This is a genomic window from Ekhidna sp. (assembly GCF_965227465.1).
Taxonomy (GTDB): domain Bacteria; phylum Bacteroidota; class Bacteroidia; order Cytophagales; family Cyclobacteriaceae; genus Ekhidna.
In genome coordinates this window covers 2,542,149-2,563,663 of the sequence record NZ_OZ245746.1, presented here as the reverse complement: position 1 = coordinate 2,563,663, position 21,515 = coordinate 2,542,149, and the positions used below count along the sequence as shown (strand labels likewise).

Here is a 21,515-nt window from a genome sequence, read left to right as displayed (position 1 = left end):
ATCATGCGATATACAATATTCACATTCATTTTTTTAGTTTCTTTGTCCGCTTTCAGTCAGGGAAGTGTCAGTGTTGTGGCAAGTCTAGGCGAAACTAACTGCCCGGGAGTAGAACTTACTTACTCCGCCTCTGTATCTAATTATACAGGACCCAGTAGTTGCATCAACTATCAATGGTCGGTAAGCAATAACGGGACTGTTACCGGTTATTCATCTAATCAAAGCTCGATTGATGTGATATGGGCTTCCGGTAGTACTAGTGGCACGGTATCAGTTACTGTAACCTCAGGTGATGGCGGATTTGAAGAAGAGCAAGGCCCATCTAATCCAATTGGACCTGGCGAACCTGAGTCTAGCTGCCCCTTTCTGCTGGATGATGATTCCAAAGTTTTCAATTTAGGATCAGTTGCGCAGGGAAACATCAGCTCTACCAACAGTCACAGTGGTATCTTTTGTCCGGGAAGTACCGCACAATTGAGCGCTTCTGTTACCGGAGACGCAGTTTTTCTAGGGTGGTACAAGAATGATAATCGAGTTTCTCAAAGCCTGAATTATACAGCTACCAGTGCGGGTACATATCAGGCACGTGCGCAATTGTCTTCTACCTGCGTCAATGAGACGATAACCTCAAATGAATACTTATCAGGTCCCTCAGGATACACACAAGGTACACCAGTGGGTGATCGAACGGTCTATAAAGGAAAGAAGGTCTCTGGAGATGTTCGCGTAATCAATAGCAATGCTAAAATCGATCGGTGGCGAATAAAAAGAGGAAATAACGATTGGGAAACGTATAAAACGGTTCCTTCAAATACTTCAGGTATTCATGTATTGAACTATATCGATGAGATTTTTAACGAAACTACCTTATTTAAGGCTCGTGTAAAACAAGATTGCTCGGGGAATCCTGCAGAATTTCTACCAACGATTACCATAAATGTTATAGAATACATTGCTGATTATCATTCGATTACTACAACCGCATTTGATAATGAAGGTATTATTGGTAAATCAGCTAGCTATTTTGATAATGCCGGAAAATCACTACAGTCCCAATCACTAAGTCCGGAAACGGATGAAATTTTTGCCAGTGAGCCTTTAGTTGATAATTATGATAGAGTAGTTGGACAGACGCTAAGTGCTCCAATTGGTAGAAATTCATTTGGATTCAAAGAAGATTTTATCACGGTGGATGGAAATAAAATTAATGAGTCAGATTGGAGCGGAGCGAATCCGAAGATTATTGACAAATCAGAGCCAAACACATTAGGCCATTATTACAGTAGCAATAATGCCTCTGATGATGGATTGATTCCGGAAACGAGTTACCCTTATACCGTTAGCAATTATTATGAGAATGGAAGCGGAGAGCAGAAAACTTCAACGTTACCAGGAGATCATCATTTTCTCGAAAGTGGTAATAATGGCATTCAAAAGACTTTACCTGTCCTTCAAGGAGAGTTGCGCTATTACTCTGAATTAAGAAATCTGATAGTTGGCCAAGGTGGCATCCCTGAAAGACTTGTTAAGCAAGTAGCGATAGACGCAAATGGGAATGAGGCAATTATTTACAAAAACGATGCAGGTCATACCATCGCAACTGCAATCAGTGGAGGGCCAAAGTATGCAGAAGCAGTAACGCATACAAATAATGGAGCATGGATAGAGATACATATCCCAAAGGGCCAGGCACGCTCGTTTAATACGTATGAGGTGGTTGACCTAGTATCCGGAAATACCGCCACTGGAACCATTGGTCAGGGGCTTTATAAGATGAGAAAGTCTTCAGGGACACTTAGTTATAAACTGACTTATACCAGTTTTACGTACAATTTTTATGACAACAAAGGCCGATTAGTTGCATCCATGACCCCAATGGGAACACAGCAAATTATTAGTCAGGGGGGTATAGGTTCGATTGTAGGGGTCACCGACTTACCATATACCACCCTTTATGAATATGATTTCCGGGGTAGGTTGGCATCTATGACAGAACCAGATGCAGGAACTTCACGATTCAAGTATCGAAAGGATGGGCAGATACGCTTTTCACAAAATGCCTATCAAGCATCTTTTGAAAATGGTACAAAGCCAAGATTTTCATACACCGAATATGATCAACTTGGAAGACCCATTGAGTCAGGAGAATTTATCGAAGCTTTTGATGTACCATCTGCAGATAAATTAAAATTTAGTGGACAAGAGATCACCACTTTGTTAAATAAAACTGGAACAACAGCTCAGATAACATCTAGTCGCAGGTTTGATTGGATCAAAACATATTACGATGTTGGGGCGCTACCATCTCTTCCATCTAATTTTTCAGGAGAGTTTGCTTTGGCACAGGAATTTGTTGCTGGAGCAGTTTCTTCAACTGAGTCAGAAGACGTTCAAACCTGGTATAGCTATGATGAGCTAGGACGGGTTACATGGTTTCTACAGCATTACAAAGAGCTGGATAAGCACTTCCTGATCCAGTATGAATATGACTTTCTAGGGAATGTTACGAAGGTAGCATTCCAACCACAGACCTATGGGCAGCAGGTAAGTGAGGCCTTCTGGCACTACTACACCTATGATAAGAATCAAAGACTAAAAACCGTAGAAACATCAGTTCATCCTGATAACGAAAAGTACCTTCACGCGACTTACGAGTATTACGCTCATGGTCCATTGAAACGTGTGGTGTTAGCTGAAGATCTTCAAGGAATCGATTATGCCTATACTCCGCAAGGTTGGTTAAAAGCGATCAATCACCCAGTCAGAAGTCATGATCCGGGCGGAGATGGAAGCAATGGGGTGCATCAGGATTTTTTCGGAATGACTTTGGAGTATTATGAAGGTGATTATGCCAGATCGGACAAGCAGATTGGATCGTTGGATTTGGATGATAATCAAATTCCTCAGCAGTTTAACGGGAATATCAGAGCTACGATTTTTGGTGAGGGAACCAATGGTGGTTACAGCACAAGTTATGAACAGGCCAAATTCTATAATCGTCCTGCCTCCTTAAATTATAAAGACCCATTAAGCACAGATCTGAATAAAAAGGCAGAGAAATCCATCACACTAACCGATGGGTTTAATTCCAACGGTCATTCGGTATCCTTACAAATTACCCCTGATGTACCAGCCAGCACGCGAACAGTAGATCTCGAGAAGGGTGAAGTGTATGCTTATCAATACGACGAGAAGTATCAGCTCAAAACGGCTGATTATACAGCAGACGGAAGTGTGACGAATAAATTTGATGTAAGTGTTGATGGGTATGATGAGAATGGAAACATCAAAGGAATAGATCGATATGGAGACAATCCGAATTCCTTAAGAGACAATTTCAAGTTTCATTACGATGACGAGGTGGATCCTGTCATTATAGGAACAGAACTGGATGATGCAGACAATATTGCTACGAATAGACTGCTCAAAGTAGATAATTACATAGATCGTATTCATTATAATGAAATAGGGCAGGTAACAGGGATTGAGTATACGGATCCTGAAAGAACGGATATTGAGATTTACTACAATGTGTCCGGGAAAGTAACTGATGTTTGGGACGTTTCGGTACCTTCTTCACCAGAGTTGATTATATCCTTTGCATACGACGATCGAGGTTTCCGCATGATGAAGAAGATCGGTGAGGTTGAAGAATGGTATGTGAGAGATGCTTCTGGTCAGGTAATGGCGATTTATCACAGAGATGTGAATCCATCAACTTCTAACCTGCCGGCACAGATCGAGTTACCTATTTATGGTGCTACGAAGCTGGGAATGGCATTCAAGAACCCGGATCATTATAAATACATTTATGAGTTGACGGATCATTTAGGAAATGTGCGTGCCATTGCCACAAAACTGGGAGTTCAAGCCACCGCTTCCATGGAGCCGAAGAACAATACCCATGAGTCCCAATACTTTGACAACCTGACAAGTTCACGACAGAAAGATGTGACCAATGCTTACAGAGGCACGCACATGGCACATTTGGATGAAACCCAGCCCATTGGACCTACGACAACTTTACGGGTTAAACAAGGTGATCAAATCAATCTGGAAGTATTTGTTAAATACGACGATGCGGCTAATCCATCAACCGTGGCAAGTGGTCTATCGGACTTACTGGATAATCACGTAAACGATGCAGCAGTTGGGGTAGAGGGAGGCAGCCTGACAACCGCTGCTGCAGCTAACCTTGCCGCTGTGTTAAGTGGCGTTGGTTCCGGGAATGGACAGCCTAAAGCCTACATTCAGTATGTTCTATTTAATGAGGTTTATGAAATGGTTGGCAGTGATTATGTGGCGGTTGAAAATGGTGTTGCAGTGTCTGGAAATGCAGACTGGAAGCAAGTTACCCTGACAGGTCCTGTTACGGAAGATGGCTTTTTGTTTGCCTATTTGGTCAACGAATCAAACTTGGATGTCTTCTTTGATGATTTCACGTTTTCAATTATCGGTAATCGCATGATTCGGGCAACTGACTACTATCCATTTGGAGCGGTTGCGAAGGTTTGGCAAAATCCGGAGCAAACACAACAGGAACCCTATCGCCATGGCTACCAGGGACAGTATGCAGAGCAGGATACAACCACAGGATGGAATGCGTTTCAGTTGCGGATGTTTGATCCATTAATAGGTAGGTGGTTGCAAGTGGATCCTTACAGACAATTTTCCTCATCCTACATTGGAATGGGTAATAATCCTATCAAATACACTGATCCGGATGGCGGATGCGTTGACGCTGATAAAAACCCTATTCCCTGTCCGAAAGGTGTAGAAGATGGAATGGACGGGTTTCATACTACAATACTGGATGAATTTGCAATCACGACATCTAGAATGACTGAGTGGCAACAAATCCGGTATGACATGGGATTAAATATTTTGCAAAGGCAATTAATCAAAGATCCTTCATTGAATAGCGGTGTTAATAGAATAGTTTGGAGTGGATACTATAGAAGAGATTTCAATAGTTTTTTCACAGGTTATGGAGTCGAGGCGAACCTGTATATTGGTTTAGGAGGTGGGGTATCTATTGACAGAATTCAAGATTCGCAAGGTGGAAATGACTTATACATATCTTTTAGCGGTGGATATGGTGCTGATATTTCAGCCGAAATGCATGGAAGCGCTTTTGATCATACTCCAGGTCCTGATGCAATTGTAGGAGGTAGCTATTTTTGGGGAGCCGCTTATGGGCCTGTTTCTTATCAAAGATCGGGAACAATGCAGTATAGCTCTGAAACTGGCCTGACATTAGGAAGATATTATCAAAATCAAGTAGGGCTGGGTGTAGGAACGCCATATTTAGTAGGAGGAGGAAAAGGAGGTTTAACCTATACAATTAATCTTTCAGATATTGCAAGATATTTTCAAGGATATCAAACAAGATCTTATCATGAATGATGAATTAGGAAAACAAATAGCTGACTATTTTAAAAAAAGGATTCAAAAAACTAAAGGAATTCTTATCGCTACTGTTTTGATAATTACATTTATAATAATTCTTTTAGAATTTATTTCCCCTGATTTCATCAACGTGTATAATAAATGTGACGAGGCACAGGAAATAAATGAAATGACGTTTAAAGGTGTTATTAGTAAGAAAAGGAATCCAAATTCTCAACATGGTTTACATTTCCTAGTAATCACATCTCAAAATGAGAAAGAAATTGTATTAGTTCTCGATGGTGATTCGATAAAGAGCAGCTCAAGTGGTCGGAGCTATCTATGGGAGTTCTTAAATGTTGGAGATTCCGTACTAAAACGTTCCGGTACCTTCGAAATTTCTTACAAGAAACCTAAAGGAGTTTGGGAAATACAAGCTATGGGCTTTAACCTTTGCGAATAGTAACCTCCTCACTAGTCCAAGGATGTAAGAATTAAAAATAGTAAGCTGGCGCAAGCGTCCGCTTGTGCTTAATAATTAAATAAGTAGCATTGAAAGGTCCAAGTGGATACTTGAACCAGGTAGGGAATAGTAACATCCTAGTCAGCGTCTGCAACGCTTATAGAATCACTTCACTTATTTAGTCAAGGATGTTAACAATTTGAGAATCTCTTCGAGTTTCCTGACAGCTTTGGACTACTTGCAGCTAATTTTGGATGATTGATAAATTCAATGACCATTCAAGAATCAGGAAATTATCTTCCCAAAGGCAGTTTCATTCCTAAGTAGATAGCGACATTGTTTAGTTTGTAGCGGGAGGTGTTCGACAAAGCATCTTTAAGAGTGCCAAAAGCCATCGAATCATTAAACTCAACAAATAGGCTGTTCAAACCAATATTATAGTCTAAAATTATACTAGCCGAAGCAATTGGTTCCAGATTATTTATCTCGAATGTCTCAGATCTAATAAAAATATTATTACCATTAATTTCATCAATTATTCTTTCCTGATTTTTGAAGGTTGAAAATCCTGCACCTGCTCCTAAGTGAAAATTGAGTTTAATATTATCTGAGAGATATGCTATTAAATATTTAGCTCCCAGACTTGCTCTAATTGAACTATAATCGAAGATAGTTTCAAAAGCCCTTGTTTCGTTAGAATAATCAATCTGATAACCCTTGTAATAAAGAAAGGAAAGTGAAGTGGTAAAACTTATTCTTTTTCTGGATCCCTTATTAAACCTTATTTTCAGGTTCAAACCTGAGGTACTTGGTGCATGATGATTAAACTCTTCCATTGATGAGTTCGCTGATTCAACACTAAAGCTTCCAAAACCTGAACCTAACGATAAGTCTAGAGTGTTTACCTCTTTCTTGCTCATGTAAGCTTGTGCAGTCTTGTTTAGGCATCTATGATAAGATAGGAAGAAGTCAGCTAGAGACTTGTCCGATAATTCTAGGCTTTTGATCTTACCAGTAAGATCATAACAATTGTTTACCAAAACAGCACTGATATTGGCTTGATAAAAATTATCTGCCTTAAGTAAAAGATATAATCTTTTGGAGGGTGCTCGATAGGCATACTGTCCTTGAAAATAGTATAAAGGAACATCACCATCTACTATTACTCGAATAAAGCTGGGCTCAAGTCTGTTTAACTCTATTCCCAATTGATTAGAAATATATACCCTCCCTTTTTTGTAACCATAAGAAAGTATTTGTTCTGGATTATAATTTACTTCATTGTCGTTTTTGAATTTCTTGAAAATACAGATTTTTTCACTTGATGCATCACCTTGTTTTTTGACTAATCCATCAATTGTATCATATTGCTGAGTTACTATAAATCCTTGATTAAATTCCTGCGCAGACAAAAGCGTTGCACAAAAAAAAATAATGAAATAGAAACAGAAATTAGCCTTCATATCATTTAGTTTGCGATGGAATTTTGGTAATTTAAGATGCTTAAAATGATCCCAAATATGCAAATAAAATCCCACACACTAGTTTGTGTGTTTTTAATTTTACTAGTAAGCTGCACAGAAGATGAAATAGGACGACCATACCCCAGGGTTATCACAGAAGGTGTATCTAATGTTTCGGAAAAAGGAGCGGTTTTCAAAGGAAGAATTAGTTCATATGGCAAAGAAGAAATTTCTTCAATTGGATTTGTTTGGAGCCTAAAATCCAGTCCTAATCTTAATTCATCAACAGATGAGATGGTTTATATGTCTCTTGATGATGTAAAGGGGAATCAATTTCAATTTGAGCTAAGATCTACACTTGAGCCTGATGAGAAATATTGGGTTAGGGCGTTTGCAACGCAAGGAGATTTAAGAATATTTGGTGATACCACCTCCTTCATTAGCAGTGGAAGTTTTAGTAATCCTGTGGTACAGAATTTTGAACCAAAAAGTGGAACTGATTCCACCGAAATTATAATTTCAGGAGAGGGATTTAGTCATAAACCATCCGAAAACTTAGTGTTCTTTAATTCGCTTCAAGCTTCTGTCGTAGAAAGCAATACAGAAGAATTAAAAGTGCTGGTGCCTGCCGGAATCGAAACTAGGGAATCTAGTCTGAAAGTTTTAGTAACAGGAAATGAGTTTGAAGTTGATGGGAAATTTATAAGAGAAGCTCCGGAAATAATATCTGTTAGCCCAATCAAAAGCGCATGTGGAACGGCTATAACAATTAATGGCTCAAATTTTAGTACGCTCGAAAGCGGAAACAAGGTTTACTTTGGAGATATTCCTGCGCAGGTTGTGTCATATTCGTCGGGTAAGATTATAGCAATTGTTCCAAATGGATTGAGTCCAGATCCATTGAAAATTAGGGTCGAGGTTGCAGGCCAAATGAGTATTAGTAGCACAAATTTTGATTCGGAATCTCCGATTGTGAGTTCATTTTCACCTACGAGTGGTACAGATAATGATGAAATTACTATTGTTGGATCGAACTTTGGGAATTCACCCGAAGGAGTAAAGGTGTTTTTTGATGAATTAGAAGCTAATGTTGTTAGCGTAATTTCCAATAAAATTATAGCCACTGTACCAGCAAATATTTCAACTAGTGAGGTTGATTTAATTGTGGAGGTGGGATGTTCAGCGCCCGACGTTTCAGCTGTCAAGTTTCACCGTTTGGCTCCTGAGATTACTGATTTCAATCCTAAAAGCGTAAGCTGTTCTGAGATAGTAACGATTACAGGAAGTAATTTTGGAACTGCACTAAACGCAAACAAAGTATTAATAAACGGTAATGAAGTTACAATCATAGGAGCCACCTCAAATGCGCTTGAAGTACTTGTTCCAATTGGTGTTGATGGAAGCTATAATATCCAGGTAATAACTGCTTCACAGGCTGATATCTCTGATGAGCAACTCGAAATTGTGAGTGATGCGCTTTGTGCTAAAAATTTGATAGCTTTTTACCCATTTAATGGAAATGCAAATGATGAAAGTAATAATTCAAATCATGGAGTTGTGAATGGGGCCATCTTGACAACCGACAGAAATGGTGAGCAAGATGCCGCTTATCAATTTGATGGAATTAATGATTACATTTCTTTGGGGACTTCAAATGTTTTTTCTCTTGGCGAGTATTCCGAGTTTACTATATCTGTTTGGATATTGAATTATACAGCAACCATAGCAAACAATAAAAGCGAAACAGTTTTTAGTAAATATATTTCTGCTGGAAACAATAGGATTTATGATCTTTATTTAGTTTCAGATCATAACCTTCGGTTTGCCGCATGGGAAAATGGGGCAAGTAGCAACAGAAATTCGGTTGAAAATCCGGTTGATAATAATTGGAACCACTTAGCAATTGTGAATGATGGAAATGACTATATTTTTTATTTGAATTCGACTGAAGTTGCAAGGACCAGTAAAACCTTCGAAATTAAAACAAGTGGCTCAACATCAGTTGAGACTTTATTGGGTGCTTTGCGTTTTTCAAAAACAAATTACGACGGTCCGTTCAATGGAAAAATAGATGATTTCATGCTTTTTAACAGAGCCCTCTCTGCATCAGAGATCGTAACATTATATGATTGATAAGCACTGTTTGATAAAATCTAATAAATGGTTATTTCTCTGATTTCAGCAAGATGAGAATATTGTCAATATGGTTATCACTTGACAGTTTTGGACTACTTGCAGCTAATTTTGGATGATTGATAAATTCAATGATTTTTTCATTTAGGTCTTGCTGATCGGAATAGGGAACCAATACTTCTTTTAGCTTTTCATCTACAGGGTAGAACGAAGGAATAAGCGATCGTATTCCATACTCCATTGCATTATTGATGTTTCCAGAAATCTTGGTTTCCCCGTAGTATTCGGTCCAGATATGATGCCTGGTCTCCTCAACTATGGGTGCAACAAGTACATCCGTATAGGCTACAAGCTCCTGCAATTTTTCGTCCGAAATAAACCGATCAAAGGTGACCACCTGAATGTGATTTGTTTCAAGCGACTTGAGTTTCTTAACAACCCTTTTTCCATAGCTGCCATATGGCTTGCCGGCCAACGTAATTTTGATAGAAGGTACAGATTTAGATTGTAAGGATTGGATCAATTTTGCTATCACATCATAATCCCTACGCCTTCTGTCAATCGTTCCGATCACCGTGATGCCAAAATAATCTTTCTCCTTTTTCTGAATGGATTTTGTCGTAACCCAACTAATTGGTTTATCACAAAACTGCCTGGAGAATCGAGAATAGTTGCTTTTTGCATAATCCAACATAAACTGGGATGGAAACAAAAAATGATCCACTCGATCTAAAAATCGCTTTCTGAAGTACAGCTCTCGTTTCAGTAAAAGAATTCTGACCAAGTAAGAAAAGTCTTTCCACAGGAAGAAGGGACTCCATCTAAGCTTGATTTTACTTCTATCAAAATAAGCATGAATATTATGAACAATTACGGCTAAGGGAGCCTGGAATTTAAGACGATTAAGTTCAGAAAAATGAGTCTGGGCAGTGGTAAATAAGATGAGATCCCACGCCTTATTTAGGATTTCGTGATTATTAAAAAATGAAAGTATAGACTTTTCCTTATCAAGTATAAATAGGTTCTGGAGTGGTCTTTCAAATGAAATCTGCTGATAAATATTCTTTCTTGTTGCCAGCCCAAGCTCTACATGTGAATCAGCGAGCTGGTTACAGATTCCCTGAACGACTTCAGGATGATAGTCCAATTCTATAAGAAGTACTCTCATTTTTTTACAGATTCGATACCCTTTTTTAATTGAGCAGAATAGTAATCAGCATCCCAAATAGGGGAGGTAAGCAGTTCCTGTAATTTAGGGTTGTCTTCTTCAATTTCAACTGCTAAGCCACAAGATCTTGCTTCCAGCAAAGATCGTTCACCTCCACCATGGACTTTACATGGGACATAACAAATTCGGGATACGTGATATTTAGAAGCCAGTTTCTCATAGCCCTGAAAATCTTCAACTATAACTCCATCTGATCTTAATTTTGTCAACAATCCCTCACTCTTACGATCCCGATTTTTTAAGTCACCTATAAGCAGTCGATTTCCATTTTTAGCAAGCAGCTTACCAAGCCTTTTATAGGTCCTCGGGGCACCTACTACAATGTAGTCGTATGTTTTATGAGTGTTTTCCGGAGTTGGAATCATGACCTCTCTATCTATCCCAAACGCATGAAAGGCTTTTGAATGTCGAACGGATCTCTTTCTGTACCATTCTGTTTCAAACCAGACCACATCATAAAATACTTGTTCATCCTCTTTTGGCCTATGGTTGCTGGCAGATATCATCAATCCTAAATAGGGATTTATCTGCTTACTGTTTTTGCGTAAGAAATAATCCATTGAAGTTCGCCATGCAGACTTTACAATGATAAAATCGTGTTCATTAAGTTCTTTCAGAAGCTTGGATGAATCTTGCTCTTGGAAGAAGATGAGTGTGACCTTAAAGTCCGCCTTCAATCTTTTTATAGCTTCCGTAAATCCATCATGCCAATTTTTGAATTTATTGCTTTGAGGATTAATGGCCACCAGTACACCCACATTTTGAACTGAATGAGGTGTAACAGTTCTATCTATTCTTCCTAAGTAAAAGAAGTACTCAAGTAGTCGGAGATATTTTCTTATCCTAGCTCTTATCATTCCTAAGAATTTGGATGCTTTTTTCAAGTTCCAGGTCTATTTGGCTGATCCTGGAATCAGTACTTAGGTAATAGGATGGCTTTGTCAAGAAAGCATTGATGCTTCGATTTAATTTTGAGCTATTTAATCCTTTTATCACCTTCAAATATCCGTTCTTCAATCGGTAATTCTTTGAAGTCCCAATTACTTTTTGGTAAGCTCCACAATCAATGGCTTGACAGTCATTTAAGCCTATACTTTTTTGCCAATCGGTCCATTTAAAAGTGTTTACAGCTTTATTTTCAAAGTTTGCGGCTAGGAAATCCAGTTGAATCCATGGCACTCTTAATATATCTGCGACTATAGCCCCGTGCATGGCTTCAGCGATGATGTTTTCACTTTTTGCTATCTCGTAAAGTGTATGTTCAATTCCTTGGGGGATCTGTGGATCTATCACATGGACCCCCGTTTCTTTTTCAAATTTTTGCCAGTCGATATATGCAGACGTTCGAAAATAGGGAATAATGCTCGTATGATAGGTTTTTGGAGTTTTTACTAACGATTGAAATAAATCCGTTTGCCTAATTAGATACGCACCATCTGATATAAATGGCATACCCTTATCTATCACACTCGAGGAAAGAGGACCTCTTACAAAAGAGCCATCAGCAAACGAAATGTTTTTGATTTTCTCTGTTGATCTACAACCCGATCCCAACGTAAAAATTTCCCGATTGGAAAGCCCGACAGAATTAAGAAAATCATTGGTAACTATGCTGCCAATGCCTAATGTAGGATGTTTTAGGCTGTTAAGATCAAAAGCCTGGATAAGCAATTCATTGAGATGATCTCCAAAATTTTTAATCTTGGGCTTATAAAAAATCAAATTATTGACACCATTCATTATCAGTTCTCTACCGCTTTATAAAACTTTTCAGGATGTAATAAATGCCTTTTATGAATCCAAACGGTATCATTTTGGGTCACAAACTGCTCCTTGTACATTTCTACGAATCCATAGCTGATTAGTAGTTTTGAAATTGCGGGATATAGTTGCTGACCTTTAAAAACTTCTACTGTTTCCGATTCAACCTGAATACAACCAACCTTATTTCTGAAAGTATTTTCACCTCCTTTAAGCACTTCATAGGTAAAGCCCTCCACATCAATTTTAATCAAATCGATGGATGAAACATGAGACAACTCTTCCATCACTTTATCAAGCGTTGAAACCTCGACTTCTAGTTGCTGATAGTTTTCATCACCTTTTACAAGTAAACGCTCCCCAAGGGTACTAACACCATCGTTTCTTCCACCGACTTTTGTAATGTTAAAGTTTGCATGACCTGATTTGTCAGACAAAGCAATAGGGAATATTTGACTCAAAGGATAGTTTTCTTTTAGCTCTTTTGAGAGAATGGGATGAGGCTCAAATAGGTAGATATTGGAAGGTTCTATTCGATAAAATGTTTGAATTTTTTTCGCATCCTGTCCATGGTTAGCCCCAATCTCAAAGATCACATTCACATCAATATCACTGTATTTCCTGGATTTCTCAATCATCTCAATAAGAGGTGAATTGGCGAGACGCTCTCTTTTAGAAAAAAGAATTCTTTGTATTACAGCTAGTATTTTTTCTTTGAATGTCATTGGATCTAAAGTAGATAAGGTTCGGCCATTTTTAAAAAATCAGTCCTATGAGATTGAAACTGAATTTTCAGCGCTTCCTTTAGTTTCAAATCTTCCTTACTCAAGTCAGGAATTTTTGATGCATTAAACTTAAAATAGAAAGGACTCAGAGTATTTTTTAAATTTTGTGGAATAATCTTTGAAAACTTTAATGAGACATCATGTAGCCATTTATTTCTCAATGCTAAAGATTCATTCCTGACTTGAAAGTCGAAATTCTCATAAAATTCAACACTAATTTCTAACTCCTTAGCTAGCCGTTTCATTATCTTCTTGGGGTGCTTCTTCAGATCATCAAATTCAATAATTCTTATGTCATTGGTTGCAGTTATCCACTTTTGAATAAAAGGTGCAAAATCAATTTTATTCTTAATGACATCACGGTCTAAAAATTCTTTTAAAGAACCACTGAATTTTTTGGTCTTATAGGTATGAAACTTGTATTCAGATACAATTCTATCTACTGGATCCCGGTAAATGAATAGCACCAATTTCTTTTTGAACAATCTTGGGATATTATTTATAGCAGTCTTTGTGTAAATGTATTCAGGTGTTGCTTCCAATAGTACCTTTTCATCTGTTAAAGTGTGAAACAAGTCAATATAAGCTTCAATTCCATGTGTGTTAAAATTGCAACTCCTGTTAGCTGGGCTAATAGCATCTGAAAAAAAGCCGGTTTCCTTTTTTGATGCCTCACAAACGTCGGGATGTTGAGCTAGCCAATCAAAAATTGAGGTAGTTCCGGTCTTTGGAGGCCCTGCTATGATTAGGTTAGACTGTGACATTTCTGGATCTAATCTCAACAGCCAGACCTCCAATAAAAAATAAAAACACCATTAAAGAACTCACCATCATTACGCTATTTCCTGTGTAGTATGTCTGAGGCTTGAACTCGAAAACGATCTCTTGGCTGCCAGCAGGAATTTCAATGGCCCGCAATACATAGTTTGCACGAAGTATTTGAGCTTCATTCCCATCAATGGTGGCTACCCATCCGGCCGGATAGTAGATTTCTGAAAAAACACCTAAAACACTACCATCGTTGACGCTCGTTGTATAACGGATCCTGTTAGGTGTTTTCTCTTCTAACTTGATCGAGCCTTTTCCTGAAACCTGAGGTAAGTCGAATTTACTTTGATCAATTACTGCCTGATTTTTGGAATCAATGGAACATACTTGGGCTATTTCTTCATCTGGTGAATTGACCGCAATGATTTCATTAACCAGCCATGCATTTCCATTTGCGTATTGATTTGGAAACACTTGTGCACCTGCATACATGAATTTGGTATTCAGCATATTTAACACTGGAAGATTTGAAAAATCCATCGATTGGCTTTGCAACGTTTGAAAAGCGGATTGTAATTCTGATTGGAGACAGTAATCAATTAAGTCTTGGTAGCGCCTGATTTTTGCTCCATGATATCCTCCAATGGATTCATGATAATAGGACGTGCGATTCTCATTCCATGGATTTTGGAGATTAAGAACTCGATCACCATAGTAGGCTTGAGAGGCAATCAAACGATCTGCTTCCGTCATTTGAAAAAACGCTTTCGATGGTTCTTTAGCAAATCGCTCCGATCCCAAAAATCTTTTTGTCAAAGAGAAGCTATCGACAAAAATTAGAAAGACTAAACCCAGCATTACCTGGCTGGATTTCACCCGCTTTTTAAAAATGGCCCATATCAGCACAGCAAAAGCAACAACAAACATGAGGGCTCTCAAAGCGTCTTTAATTAGCAACGACTTACGGTCCGAACGAACAGCATCTATAAACCACTCGGGAAGCTGACCATCAATGGCACCACGGTAACCAAGCGCACTTGAAAAAATTAAAAGGGCTAAAAGGAATCCACCTCCAATACCAAATAGTAGATAAATTTTCTTTTTAAGTTCAGGACTCCACTCAGATCGAACCAGTTTTTCCAGCACAACAAAACCCATGAGATTCATCGCGAAAATGCTGATAATAATTGTGAAGGTTACGGATCTGAACTTATTGTATCCGGGCAGATAGTCAAAAAGGAAATTATTGAATGCCTCAAGATTTTTACCCCAACTCATCATAATTCCTAGCACAACAAGTGAAATAAGCCATACTTTGTGGCGCTTGGGCAAAACCAATATACCTAAAATGAAGAGCACCACTGTGAGGGTGCCTGCATAGTAGGGTGCTGTCAAAGGTTGGTCTCCCCAGTAGGTAGGTATCGCCTTTATTTGTTGGGCAATTTGTGTCCTATTGTAGCCTGCACTTCTTAATGCTTCTGCAACCTCAGATTTGGTGGATAATTCTTGCTGGGAGGAACCGCCAAAAATATTCGGAACAAAAAGAAAAAGGGGCTCTGCAATTCCATTGCTGTATCTGAATGCATACTCCTTATCCAGACCGGATGAGGCTTGTTGATCCGCTTTTAACTCGGACTTTCCTCTGATGGTGTATTTACTATACTCTAAGGTGGTGGCAAGTCTTCCATAATTAGCACCCACTGCTAACACCGCTGCAAGAATCATTAATGAGGCATTGATTCCAAACGCTTTAAAGTCCTTGTGTTTTAAGGTTTGAATCAGCAGGTTTATGCCATAGGCTAGTATGATGATAACCAAATAATAAGTTATCTGAGGGTGATTGGTTTTAATCTGAAGGCCAAGCGACAAAGCTGTAAGTCCAAATCCTAGCCATCTCTTACCTGAAAAAGTGAGATGTATGCCTGCTAAAACCAAAGGCATGATTGCTACTGCCGCAATTTTCGCATTATGACCAGCCATTATTCCAATCATATTGAAGCCGTTTAACCCAAAAGCAATAGCTCCTGCAGCTGCAATCAACGGTCGCACTTTAAAGCAAAGTAAAAGGATATAAAAACTTACAAATGACGCAAATAATATTCCTTCCGGATGGCCCATCCCAAGCAGATAAACACGGTAAGCATATTTGAGTAAATCACCGGAATATTGAACACCGGTAAGGTATGCGGGCATGCCACCAAACATATACGGATTCCATAGTGCTTCTTCCCCTGTTCCATCCCGATGCATAATCAATTGATTATTCCCTCCCTGACTCTGGAGGATATCATGCTGGTCTATTTGCTGATCACCCAAAATGGATGGGTAGTGTACCAAAACTGTAATAACCAAAAAACCAAGGATAATCAATCCATGGGTGAGGATGTTTTGTTTTAACGTTGACTTCATTTTGGGAGGTTGATTTTTAAGAATCTTTCAAAGGTAGAATGAATGATTTTATTGATATCTGCTGAAATACGAAATTTGTAAATGAGAAAAACAAAAAATAGAGTTGTTAGAATTGAACGAATCGTGATTTTTAGTATTGGGTTTAACGCCGGTTGGAAAAGGTAAGCCCCTATAGTAATAACGGCTCCAATTACGAAGAGTGGGATATGTGACCGAACGAAGGGATGAATCCTGAAATGATATTTCACAAAAAGAAGTTTCACGATAATGTGGATGGTGATGGCGGTGAAATAGCTAATTACAGCTCCATTAAGCCCATAGATGCTGATCAAAAAGTGATTCATCGAGACAAGTATTATTGCTGCCAAAACCTGAAAAAATAAGTTATACCTGTATAAATGAGAGAAATTGATGATTTCACCTGCAAAACTTGAGATCATCAGCATCAACTTTGTTGCACAGACCCCAATGACAATCCAAAACCCCATTTGAAATTCGGATCCCTTAGGGATAAAATCGAAAAGGTCTTGCAAATTGGTGATTATCCCGATGAAAAGTAACATCCCAATGATGGACATGGTGATGGAGCCTCTTTTATAGAGCCTACCAACTTCATCCATGTTTTGTTTTTCAAACTCCTCTGAAAGGATAGGGCCAACTACTTTTGACATATTGCGTCGTGGCATTTCTACGATCATCGCTATAAAGAAGCAGGTGGTAAAAATTCCATTCATTTCCGGGCCAAGAATGGTGGTCACCTGATCATATGTTGCATTATTGATCAAAGCAAAGCTGCCAGCCAGTAACATGCTGTAGCTGCCAAATTGAAACAGTTTCAGTCCCCATTCTTTTGAGATAAAGACAAACTGAAAATCGAATCGAAAGCCATGCTTAATCATCAATTGGGCAATAAGCGATAAAAAAGCCAGCGAATAATTAACTCCCAAACCAATCACAGCGCCATCAAAATCCCACCAATCCATCGCAAAACCAATGACAAGTAAAAGAGCTCCTAATCGCAAAAAAATATCTCTTAAAAAGGAAGGGAATATGACTTTTTTAATGCTTCGACTGTAACTAAAGAATAGGTCAAAAAAGCTATTAGAAACAATGATAATTGCCGTGATGGACAGGTAATGAACATACGATGGCGCATTTACCAGGTACCTTAACGTAATGGCATCTTTGAATAAATAGCATACAAATAATACCAGGGCATTGCCTCCTAGTGTTATTAGAAATAGAAAACTAAAAAATTGATTGTTACTTCCCTTTTGAAAAGCAGGAAAGTATTTAACAAAAGAGCTCCCCATTCCTAAAGAGGATACAGGAGACACCATCATAGCATTTGATGTGATAAGCGTGAAAAGTCCGATTTGCCCCAGGTCAAGATACTCAACCCTTACGTAGAGGGTATTCACGTACCCTACAATTACTCCGATATAGGAGATGACTGTACCCCAGAAACTTTGCTTAATGACTACTCCCACATGGATAAATTAGAAAAACCACAATTTAATAGAAAGCGCTACTATCATCACTAACAGAATCATACGGATAATTTTATCACTTACACCTACTGACCAGCGACTAGCCACCCATCCTCCGGCTGATTGTCCGATCGCCAGAACCAATCCATATTCCCACCTAATTTTTCCGCTTAAGTAAAAAACGATTAAGGCAGCTATGGTATAGGAAAGGGCAACAAAGACTTTGATAGCATTTGTTTTCGCCATGTTGAAGCCATGAATAGCTGAAAGTGTTGCAATCATAATGAAACCAATACCTGCCTGAATGAATCCGCCATAAATCCCTACGAAGAAAAAGGCGACCACACTAACCCAAATCTTTTTGCTTGTCAGCATCGCTTCGGTTTGAGTCTTTACATTCGGTTTGAAAACAGTTATCCCCATGACCATAAGCATAATGACAGCCAGTATGCGATTAAACAAAGTCTCGTCAATATCTACTGCAATCTTTGATCCGATGATGGCTCCAAAAATGGCTGGTATAGCAACATAGATAGCGAAAGGGAAAACCCTGACTCCTTTGCTTCTAAACCCCGCGACAGAAAAAATATTCTGAGAGAAAATGGCTACACGGTTTGAGGCATTTGCCTCCGCTGATGGCAAGCCAAGAAAAATAAGCAGTGGTAAAGTGAGGAGTGATCCCCCTCCTGCTACTGTATTCATAAACCCTGCGAATAAACCAGCACCAATCAAAAATATTCCTTCAATGACGGTCATACTATAGCTTGTAATCTGTGAGTCTGCAAGCTAATTCATCCTGACATTCAGCGAGCATTTGTAACTGATTCTTTCCATTTATGGGGTGGACCTCCAATGGACACATTTCCGTTAAAGGGATCAGGGTGAACCTGCGACTTTCAATTCCCGGATGAGGTATTTTAAGATTATCCAATTCAATCCTTTGATCGTGATAGTATAGGATATCAATATCGATACATCGCTCGCCCCATTTTTCTTTTCGGATGCGGCCTAAGGATTTTTCCGTCTTTAATAAGGTCTCCAATAGCGCTAGTGGATCTTGCGAAGCTTCTATTTGCAAAATGACATTTAAGAACCAATCCTGATTTTCCTTGCCCCAGGGCTGAGTCTCATAGATGGTCGATTCATCCATAATCTGAATACCTTCCGCAATAAGCAGCTGTTCTGCCTCTCTCAGGTATTCCAACCGGTTGCCTATATTGCTACCCAACAGGATGTAAATTCCGTTCATACACTTTCTAGATCCAATGTTTGCAAACCTCGTCTTACTTTTGCGTGTTTCAAAGACAAACTAAACGTAGCAATTTATAATACATGGCTTTTTTAAGAAATCTTCTTGCCACAATTGTGGGCCTTATCATCTTCACGCTGTTAGGCTTTTTTATGCTGATAGGAATTATTGCGTCAGCTTCTGCTGATGAGGTGCCTACGGTAAAGACCAATTCGGTACTCTATTTTCCTATGTCAGGCATTTTAATGGAGAAAGCTGTAGAAGATCCTTTTCTTAATGCGTTTGCCGACGGACCTGCTCCGCAGAGTCTATTGGACATTATTGCAGCGATCAGAAAAGCCAAGACCGACGATCGAATAAAAGGTATCTACATAGAGCCGATGTATTTAGCAGGCAGCTATGCGGGTCTACAGGAAATCAGGGATGCACTGCTGGACTTCAAAGAATCTGGAAAGTTTGTCTACGCCTATGGAGAGTACATCAGTGAGTCTGACTACTACGTTACTTCCGTTGCAGATAGCTTGTTTCTAAACCCGACAGGGGCGATTGAATTCAACGGACTTGATGTAAATATCACGTTCCTGAAAGGAATGTTTGACAAGTTGGAGATTAAGCCTGAAATTTTCCGTGTCGGTGAATTTAAAAGTTACGTAGAGCCATACATACGAAAAGACTTAAGTAAGGAAAACAGGCTGCAGTATAGCCAGCTGCTTAATTCCATGTACAATACGTATTTATCCAATGTGTCGAATTCGGTTCAAATCCCCGTGGATAAGCTGACTGAAATTTCGGATCAGATGAAGGTAAGCTTACCAAAAGACGCAGTGGACGTGGGATTGATTCATAAGCTTGGATATGAAGACGAGCTGAAAAGCGTGATGAAAGAAAAACTGGGTCTCGCTGAAAGCAAGGAGCTGAGAACCATGAAAATGAATAAATACATTCAGGCAATCTCTAAGGAAAGCAATTACTCGAGCAACAGGATTGCAGTGATTGTAGCAGAAGGAAATATTGCAATGGGAGGTGACGAAGGAATTGTGGGAGCTACTTATGCAGAGGAGATCCGAAAAGCACGGAATAACGACAAAGTAAAGGCGATTGTGATGCGGGTCAATTCGGGAGGAGGCAGTATGACCGCTTCTGATATGATCTGGCGTGAGCTTATGCTGACAAAAGGTAAAAAGCCGATTATCGCTTCCATGGGAGGAGCTGCAGCATCTGGAGGTTACTACATTGCTATGCCAGCTGATACCATACTGGCACAGCCAAATACGATTACCGGATCGATAGGCATCTTTGGGATGTGGTTCAACTTTGGGGAGTTTTTAGAGAACAAAATGGGTATTACCCATGATGTGGTAAAAACGGGAGCGTACTCTGACATTTATACGGTTACCCGAGCTCTGACAGATGCGGAACGAGCCATTATTCAGCGCGGAGTAAATGAGGGGTATGAAGTATTTACGCAGAAAGCTGCAGATGCCAGAGGCATGACTCAGGCGGAGCTGAAAAAGATTGCCAGTGGCAGAGTGTGGAGTGGAGAGCAAGCGCTCCAAAATGGACTGGTAGATGAGCTTGGAAGCTTCAATGATGCCATCGAACTGGCAGCCAAAGCTGCTGGAATCGAAGACAATTACAGTGTCGCGTATTATCCAAAGCAAAAGCCGTTTATTGAAGAAGTATTGGAAAAAATGAGCGCCAAAGTGCAATTCACCTTGTTCGGTATCGATGCTGACCCGGTGATCAAAAAAGCTAAAGAACTCAATCAACTCAAAGGACTTCAGGCGCGTTTACCGGGTAATTTGGAGGTGAGGTGAGGGGAGATTTGGTTAATGGTCAGCTATAATGAGTGAGATTAGATAGCACTAACCTTTTCAAGCTCCTCAAAGCCACACCTACATAATAATTTTACACTTCGTGGCGGACTTTCCAAGTGCCACTAAACTATCCTGAGCAATAAAACCCCATTTATAGCCGATGTTGTGGCAGTTTTTACTTTATTTCTTCGCAATACTGAATTGCTTCCTTACAGTCAATATCTAAATACTCATGCATATCGAAAAACTGCTTCTTAATTGTCCACACAAACCTGAACTCTGATTGAATTTGATACTTATTATCTTTTAAGAACATGAGATCAATTCCATTTCCAATCATTTGGTTAGTTCGTTTAGCCATGCCCGGTCCACCAATAATTAAATTACCTTGCTCATTAGTAGAATCATTTATAGAAAGTCCATTAATTTCTTTTTCAATAATTCTTCCATCTAGGTAGTTGCAAAAACCAATAAACACTTGATCATTCCCAGATAATGAGTTCGAAACAGCAGCAGCGAAGTTCAGAGAATCCTTAATTCTGAACACTCCATTGGTTTTAA

General features: G+C 39.1%; 15 protein-coding genes. 4 read left to right on the top strand and 11 right to left on the bottom strand.

What is annotated here, in order from left to right:
- Nucleotides 1–3: 3 nt before the first annotated feature.
- Nucleotides 4–5,406 carry an RHS repeat-associated core domain-containing protein gene (locus tag ACO05G_RS11130; RefSeq protein WP_421762850.1) on the top strand — a complete coding sequence of 1,801 codons (5,403 nt, stop codon included), beginning with the start codon at nucleotides 4–6 and terminating at the stop codon, nucleotides 5,404–5,406.
- Nucleotides 5,399–5,851, top strand: a complete 453-nt coding sequence (locus tag ACO05G_RS11125; protein ID WP_421762849.1) for a hypothetical protein — start codon at nucleotides 5,399–5,401, stop codon at nucleotides 5,849–5,851. Before ACO05G_RS11130 ends, ACO05G_RS11125 begins: the two co-directional genes overlap by 8 nt.
- Before the next feature lie 293 nt (nucleotides 5,852–6,144).
- Here ACO05G_RS11125 and ACO05G_RS11120 read toward each other — a convergent pair whose 3' ends face one another.
- Nucleotides 6,145–7,314, bottom strand: a complete 1,170-nt coding sequence (locus ACO05G_RS11120; protein ID WP_421762848.1) for a hypothetical protein — start codon at nucleotides 7,312–7,314, stop codon at nucleotides 6,145–6,147.
- A gap of 57 nt (nucleotides 7,315–7,371) precedes the next feature.
- Here ACO05G_RS11120 and ACO05G_RS11115 point away from each other — a divergent pair, with 57 nt between their 5' ends.
- Nucleotides 7,372–9,447, top strand: coding sequence for an IPT/TIG domain-containing protein (locus ACO05G_RS11115; protein ID WP_421762847.1), 2,076 nt, complete (start codon nucleotides 7,372–7,374; stop codon nucleotides 9,445–9,447).
- A gap of 31 nt (nucleotides 9,448–9,478) precedes the next feature.
- Here the strand turns inward: ACO05G_RS11115 and ACO05G_RS11110 are convergent, their stop codons facing one another.
- The 9 genes from ACO05G_RS11110 to folK are packed head-to-tail and all read right to left on the bottom strand — an operon-like array spanning nucleotide 9,479 to nucleotide 19,137.
- On the bottom strand, nucleotides 9,479–10,615 hold the full coding sequence (locus ACO05G_RS11110; protein WP_421762846.1) for a hypothetical protein: 1,137 nt from the start codon (nucleotides 10,613–10,615) through the stop codon (nucleotides 9,479–9,481).
- A complete protein-coding gene (locus ACO05G_RS11105) occupies nucleotides 10,612–11,532 on the bottom strand; it encodes a hypothetical protein (protein WP_421762845.1) in 921 nt (306 codons plus the stop codon). The genes ACO05G_RS11110 and ACO05G_RS11105 overlap by 4 nt, the downstream gene beginning before the upstream one ends.
- Nucleotides 11,519–12,415 (bottom strand): hypothetical protein, encoded by an 897-nt coding sequence (locus tag ACO05G_RS11100; protein ID WP_421762844.1) that lies wholly within the window; start codon nucleotides 12,413–12,415, stop codon nucleotides 11,519–11,521. Before ACO05G_RS11100 ends, ACO05G_RS11105 begins: the two co-directional genes overlap by 14 nt.
- A 2-nt stretch (nucleotides 12,416–12,417) precedes the next feature.
- Nucleotides 12,418–13,161, bottom strand: a complete 744-nt coding sequence (locus tag ACO05G_RS11095; RefSeq protein WP_421762843.1) for an FkbM family methyltransferase — start codon at nucleotides 13,159–13,161, stop codon at nucleotides 12,418–12,420.
- A gap of 5 nt (nucleotides 13,162–13,166) precedes the next feature.
- Nucleotides 13,167–13,985, bottom strand: a complete 819-nt coding sequence (locus ACO05G_RS11090; protein WP_421762842.1) for a sulfotransferase domain-containing protein — start codon at nucleotides 13,983–13,985, stop codon at nucleotides 13,167–13,169.
- Entirely contained in the window at nucleotides 13,972–16,398 is a 2,427-nt protein-coding gene (locus tag ACO05G_RS11085) for a YfhO family protein (RefSeq protein ID WP_421762841.1), read from the bottom strand. Before ACO05G_RS11085 ends, ACO05G_RS11090 begins: the two co-directional genes overlap by 14 nt.
- Nucleotides 16,395–17,888 (bottom strand): lipopolysaccharide biosynthesis protein, encoded by a 1,494-nt coding sequence (locus tag ACO05G_RS11080; RefSeq protein ID WP_421762840.1) that lies wholly within the window; start codon nucleotides 17,886–17,888, stop codon nucleotides 16,395–16,397. Before ACO05G_RS11080 ends, ACO05G_RS11085 begins: the two co-directional genes overlap by 4 nt.
- A 9-nt stretch (nucleotides 17,889–17,897) precedes the next feature.
- On the bottom strand, nucleotides 17,898–18,644 hold the full coding sequence (locus ACO05G_RS11075) for a sulfite exporter TauE/SafE family protein (protein WP_421762839.1): 747 nt from the start codon (nucleotides 18,642–18,644) through the stop codon (nucleotides 17,898–17,900).
- 1 nt (nucleotide 18,645) lies between these two features.
- Nucleotides 18,646–19,137: a 2-amino-4-hydroxy-6-hydroxymethyldihydropteridine diphosphokinase gene (gene folK, locus ACO05G_RS11070; RefSeq protein ID WP_421762838.1), complete on the bottom strand. Its 492-nt coding sequence runs from the start codon at nucleotides 19,135–19,137 to the stop codon at nucleotides 18,646–18,648.
- A gap of 83 nt (nucleotides 19,138–19,220) precedes the next feature.
- Here folK and sppA point away from each other — a divergent pair, with 83 nt between their 5' ends.
- Nucleotides 19,221–20,954, top strand: coding sequence for a signal peptide peptidase SppA (gene sppA, locus ACO05G_RS11065; RefSeq protein ID WP_421762837.1), 1,734 nt, complete (start codon nucleotides 19,221–19,223; stop codon nucleotides 20,952–20,954).
- A gap of 175 nt (nucleotides 20,955–21,129) precedes the next feature.
- On the opposite strand, the gene ACO05G_RS11060 is transcribed toward sppA, so the two are convergent.
- Nucleotides 21,130–21,501: a hypothetical protein gene (locus ACO05G_RS11060; RefSeq protein WP_421762836.1), complete on the bottom strand. Its 372-nt coding sequence runs from the start codon at nucleotides 21,499–21,501 to the stop codon at nucleotides 21,130–21,132.
- Between the last annotated feature and the right edge of the window lie 14 nt (nucleotides 21,502–21,515).

Excerpts from the sequence above, each read along its gene's own strand:
- sppA (WP_421762837.1), top strand. The coding sequence starts at position 19,221 with ATGGCTTTTTTAAGAAATCTTCTTGCCACAATTGTGGGCCTTATCATC.
- ACO05G_RS11095 (WP_421762843.1), bottom strand. The coding sequence starts at position 13,161 with ATGACATTCAAAGAAAAAATACTAGCTGTAATACAAAGAATTCTTTTT.
- ACO05G_RS11115 (WP_421762847.1), top strand. The coding sequence starts at position 7,372 with ATGCAAATAAAATCCCACACACTAGTTTGTGTGTTTTTAATTTTACTA.
- ACO05G_RS11090 (WP_421762842.1), bottom strand. The coding sequence starts at position 13,985 with ATGTCACAGTCTAACCTAATCATAGCAGGGCCTCCAAAGACCGGAACT.
- ACO05G_RS11125 (WP_421762849.1), top strand. The coding sequence starts at position 5,399 with ATGAATGATGAATTAGGAAAACAAATAGCTGACTATTTTAAAAAAAGG.
- ACO05G_RS11085 (WP_421762841.1), bottom strand. The coding sequence starts at position 16,398 with ATGAAGTCAACGTTAAAACAAAACATCCTCACCCATGGATTGATTATC.
- folK (WP_421762838.1), bottom strand. The coding sequence starts at position 19,137 with ATGAACGGAATTTACATCCTGTTGGGTAGCAATATAGGCAACCGGTTG.
- ACO05G_RS11100 (WP_421762844.1), bottom strand. The coding sequence starts at position 12,415 with ATGAATGGTGTCAATAATTTGATTTTTTATAAGCCCAAGATTAAAAAT.
- ACO05G_RS11075 (WP_421762839.1), bottom strand. The coding sequence starts at position 18,644 with ATGACCGTCATTGAAGGAATATTTTTGATTGGTGCTGGTTTATTCGCA.
- ACO05G_RS11120 (WP_421762848.1), bottom strand. The coding sequence starts at position 7,314 with ATGAAGGCTAATTTCTGTTTCTATTTCATTATTTTTTTTTGTGCAACG.
- ACO05G_RS11105 (WP_421762845.1), bottom strand. The coding sequence starts at position 11,532 with ATGATAAGAGCTAGGATAAGAAAATATCTCCGACTACTTGAGTACTTC.
- ACO05G_RS11110 (WP_421762846.1), bottom strand. The coding sequence starts at position 10,615 with ATGAGAGTACTTCTTATAGAATTGGACTATCATCCTGAAGTCGTTCAG.
- ACO05G_RS11130 (WP_421762850.1), top strand. The coding sequence starts at position 4 with ATGCGATATACAATATTCACATTCATTTTTTTAGTTTCTTTGTCCGCT.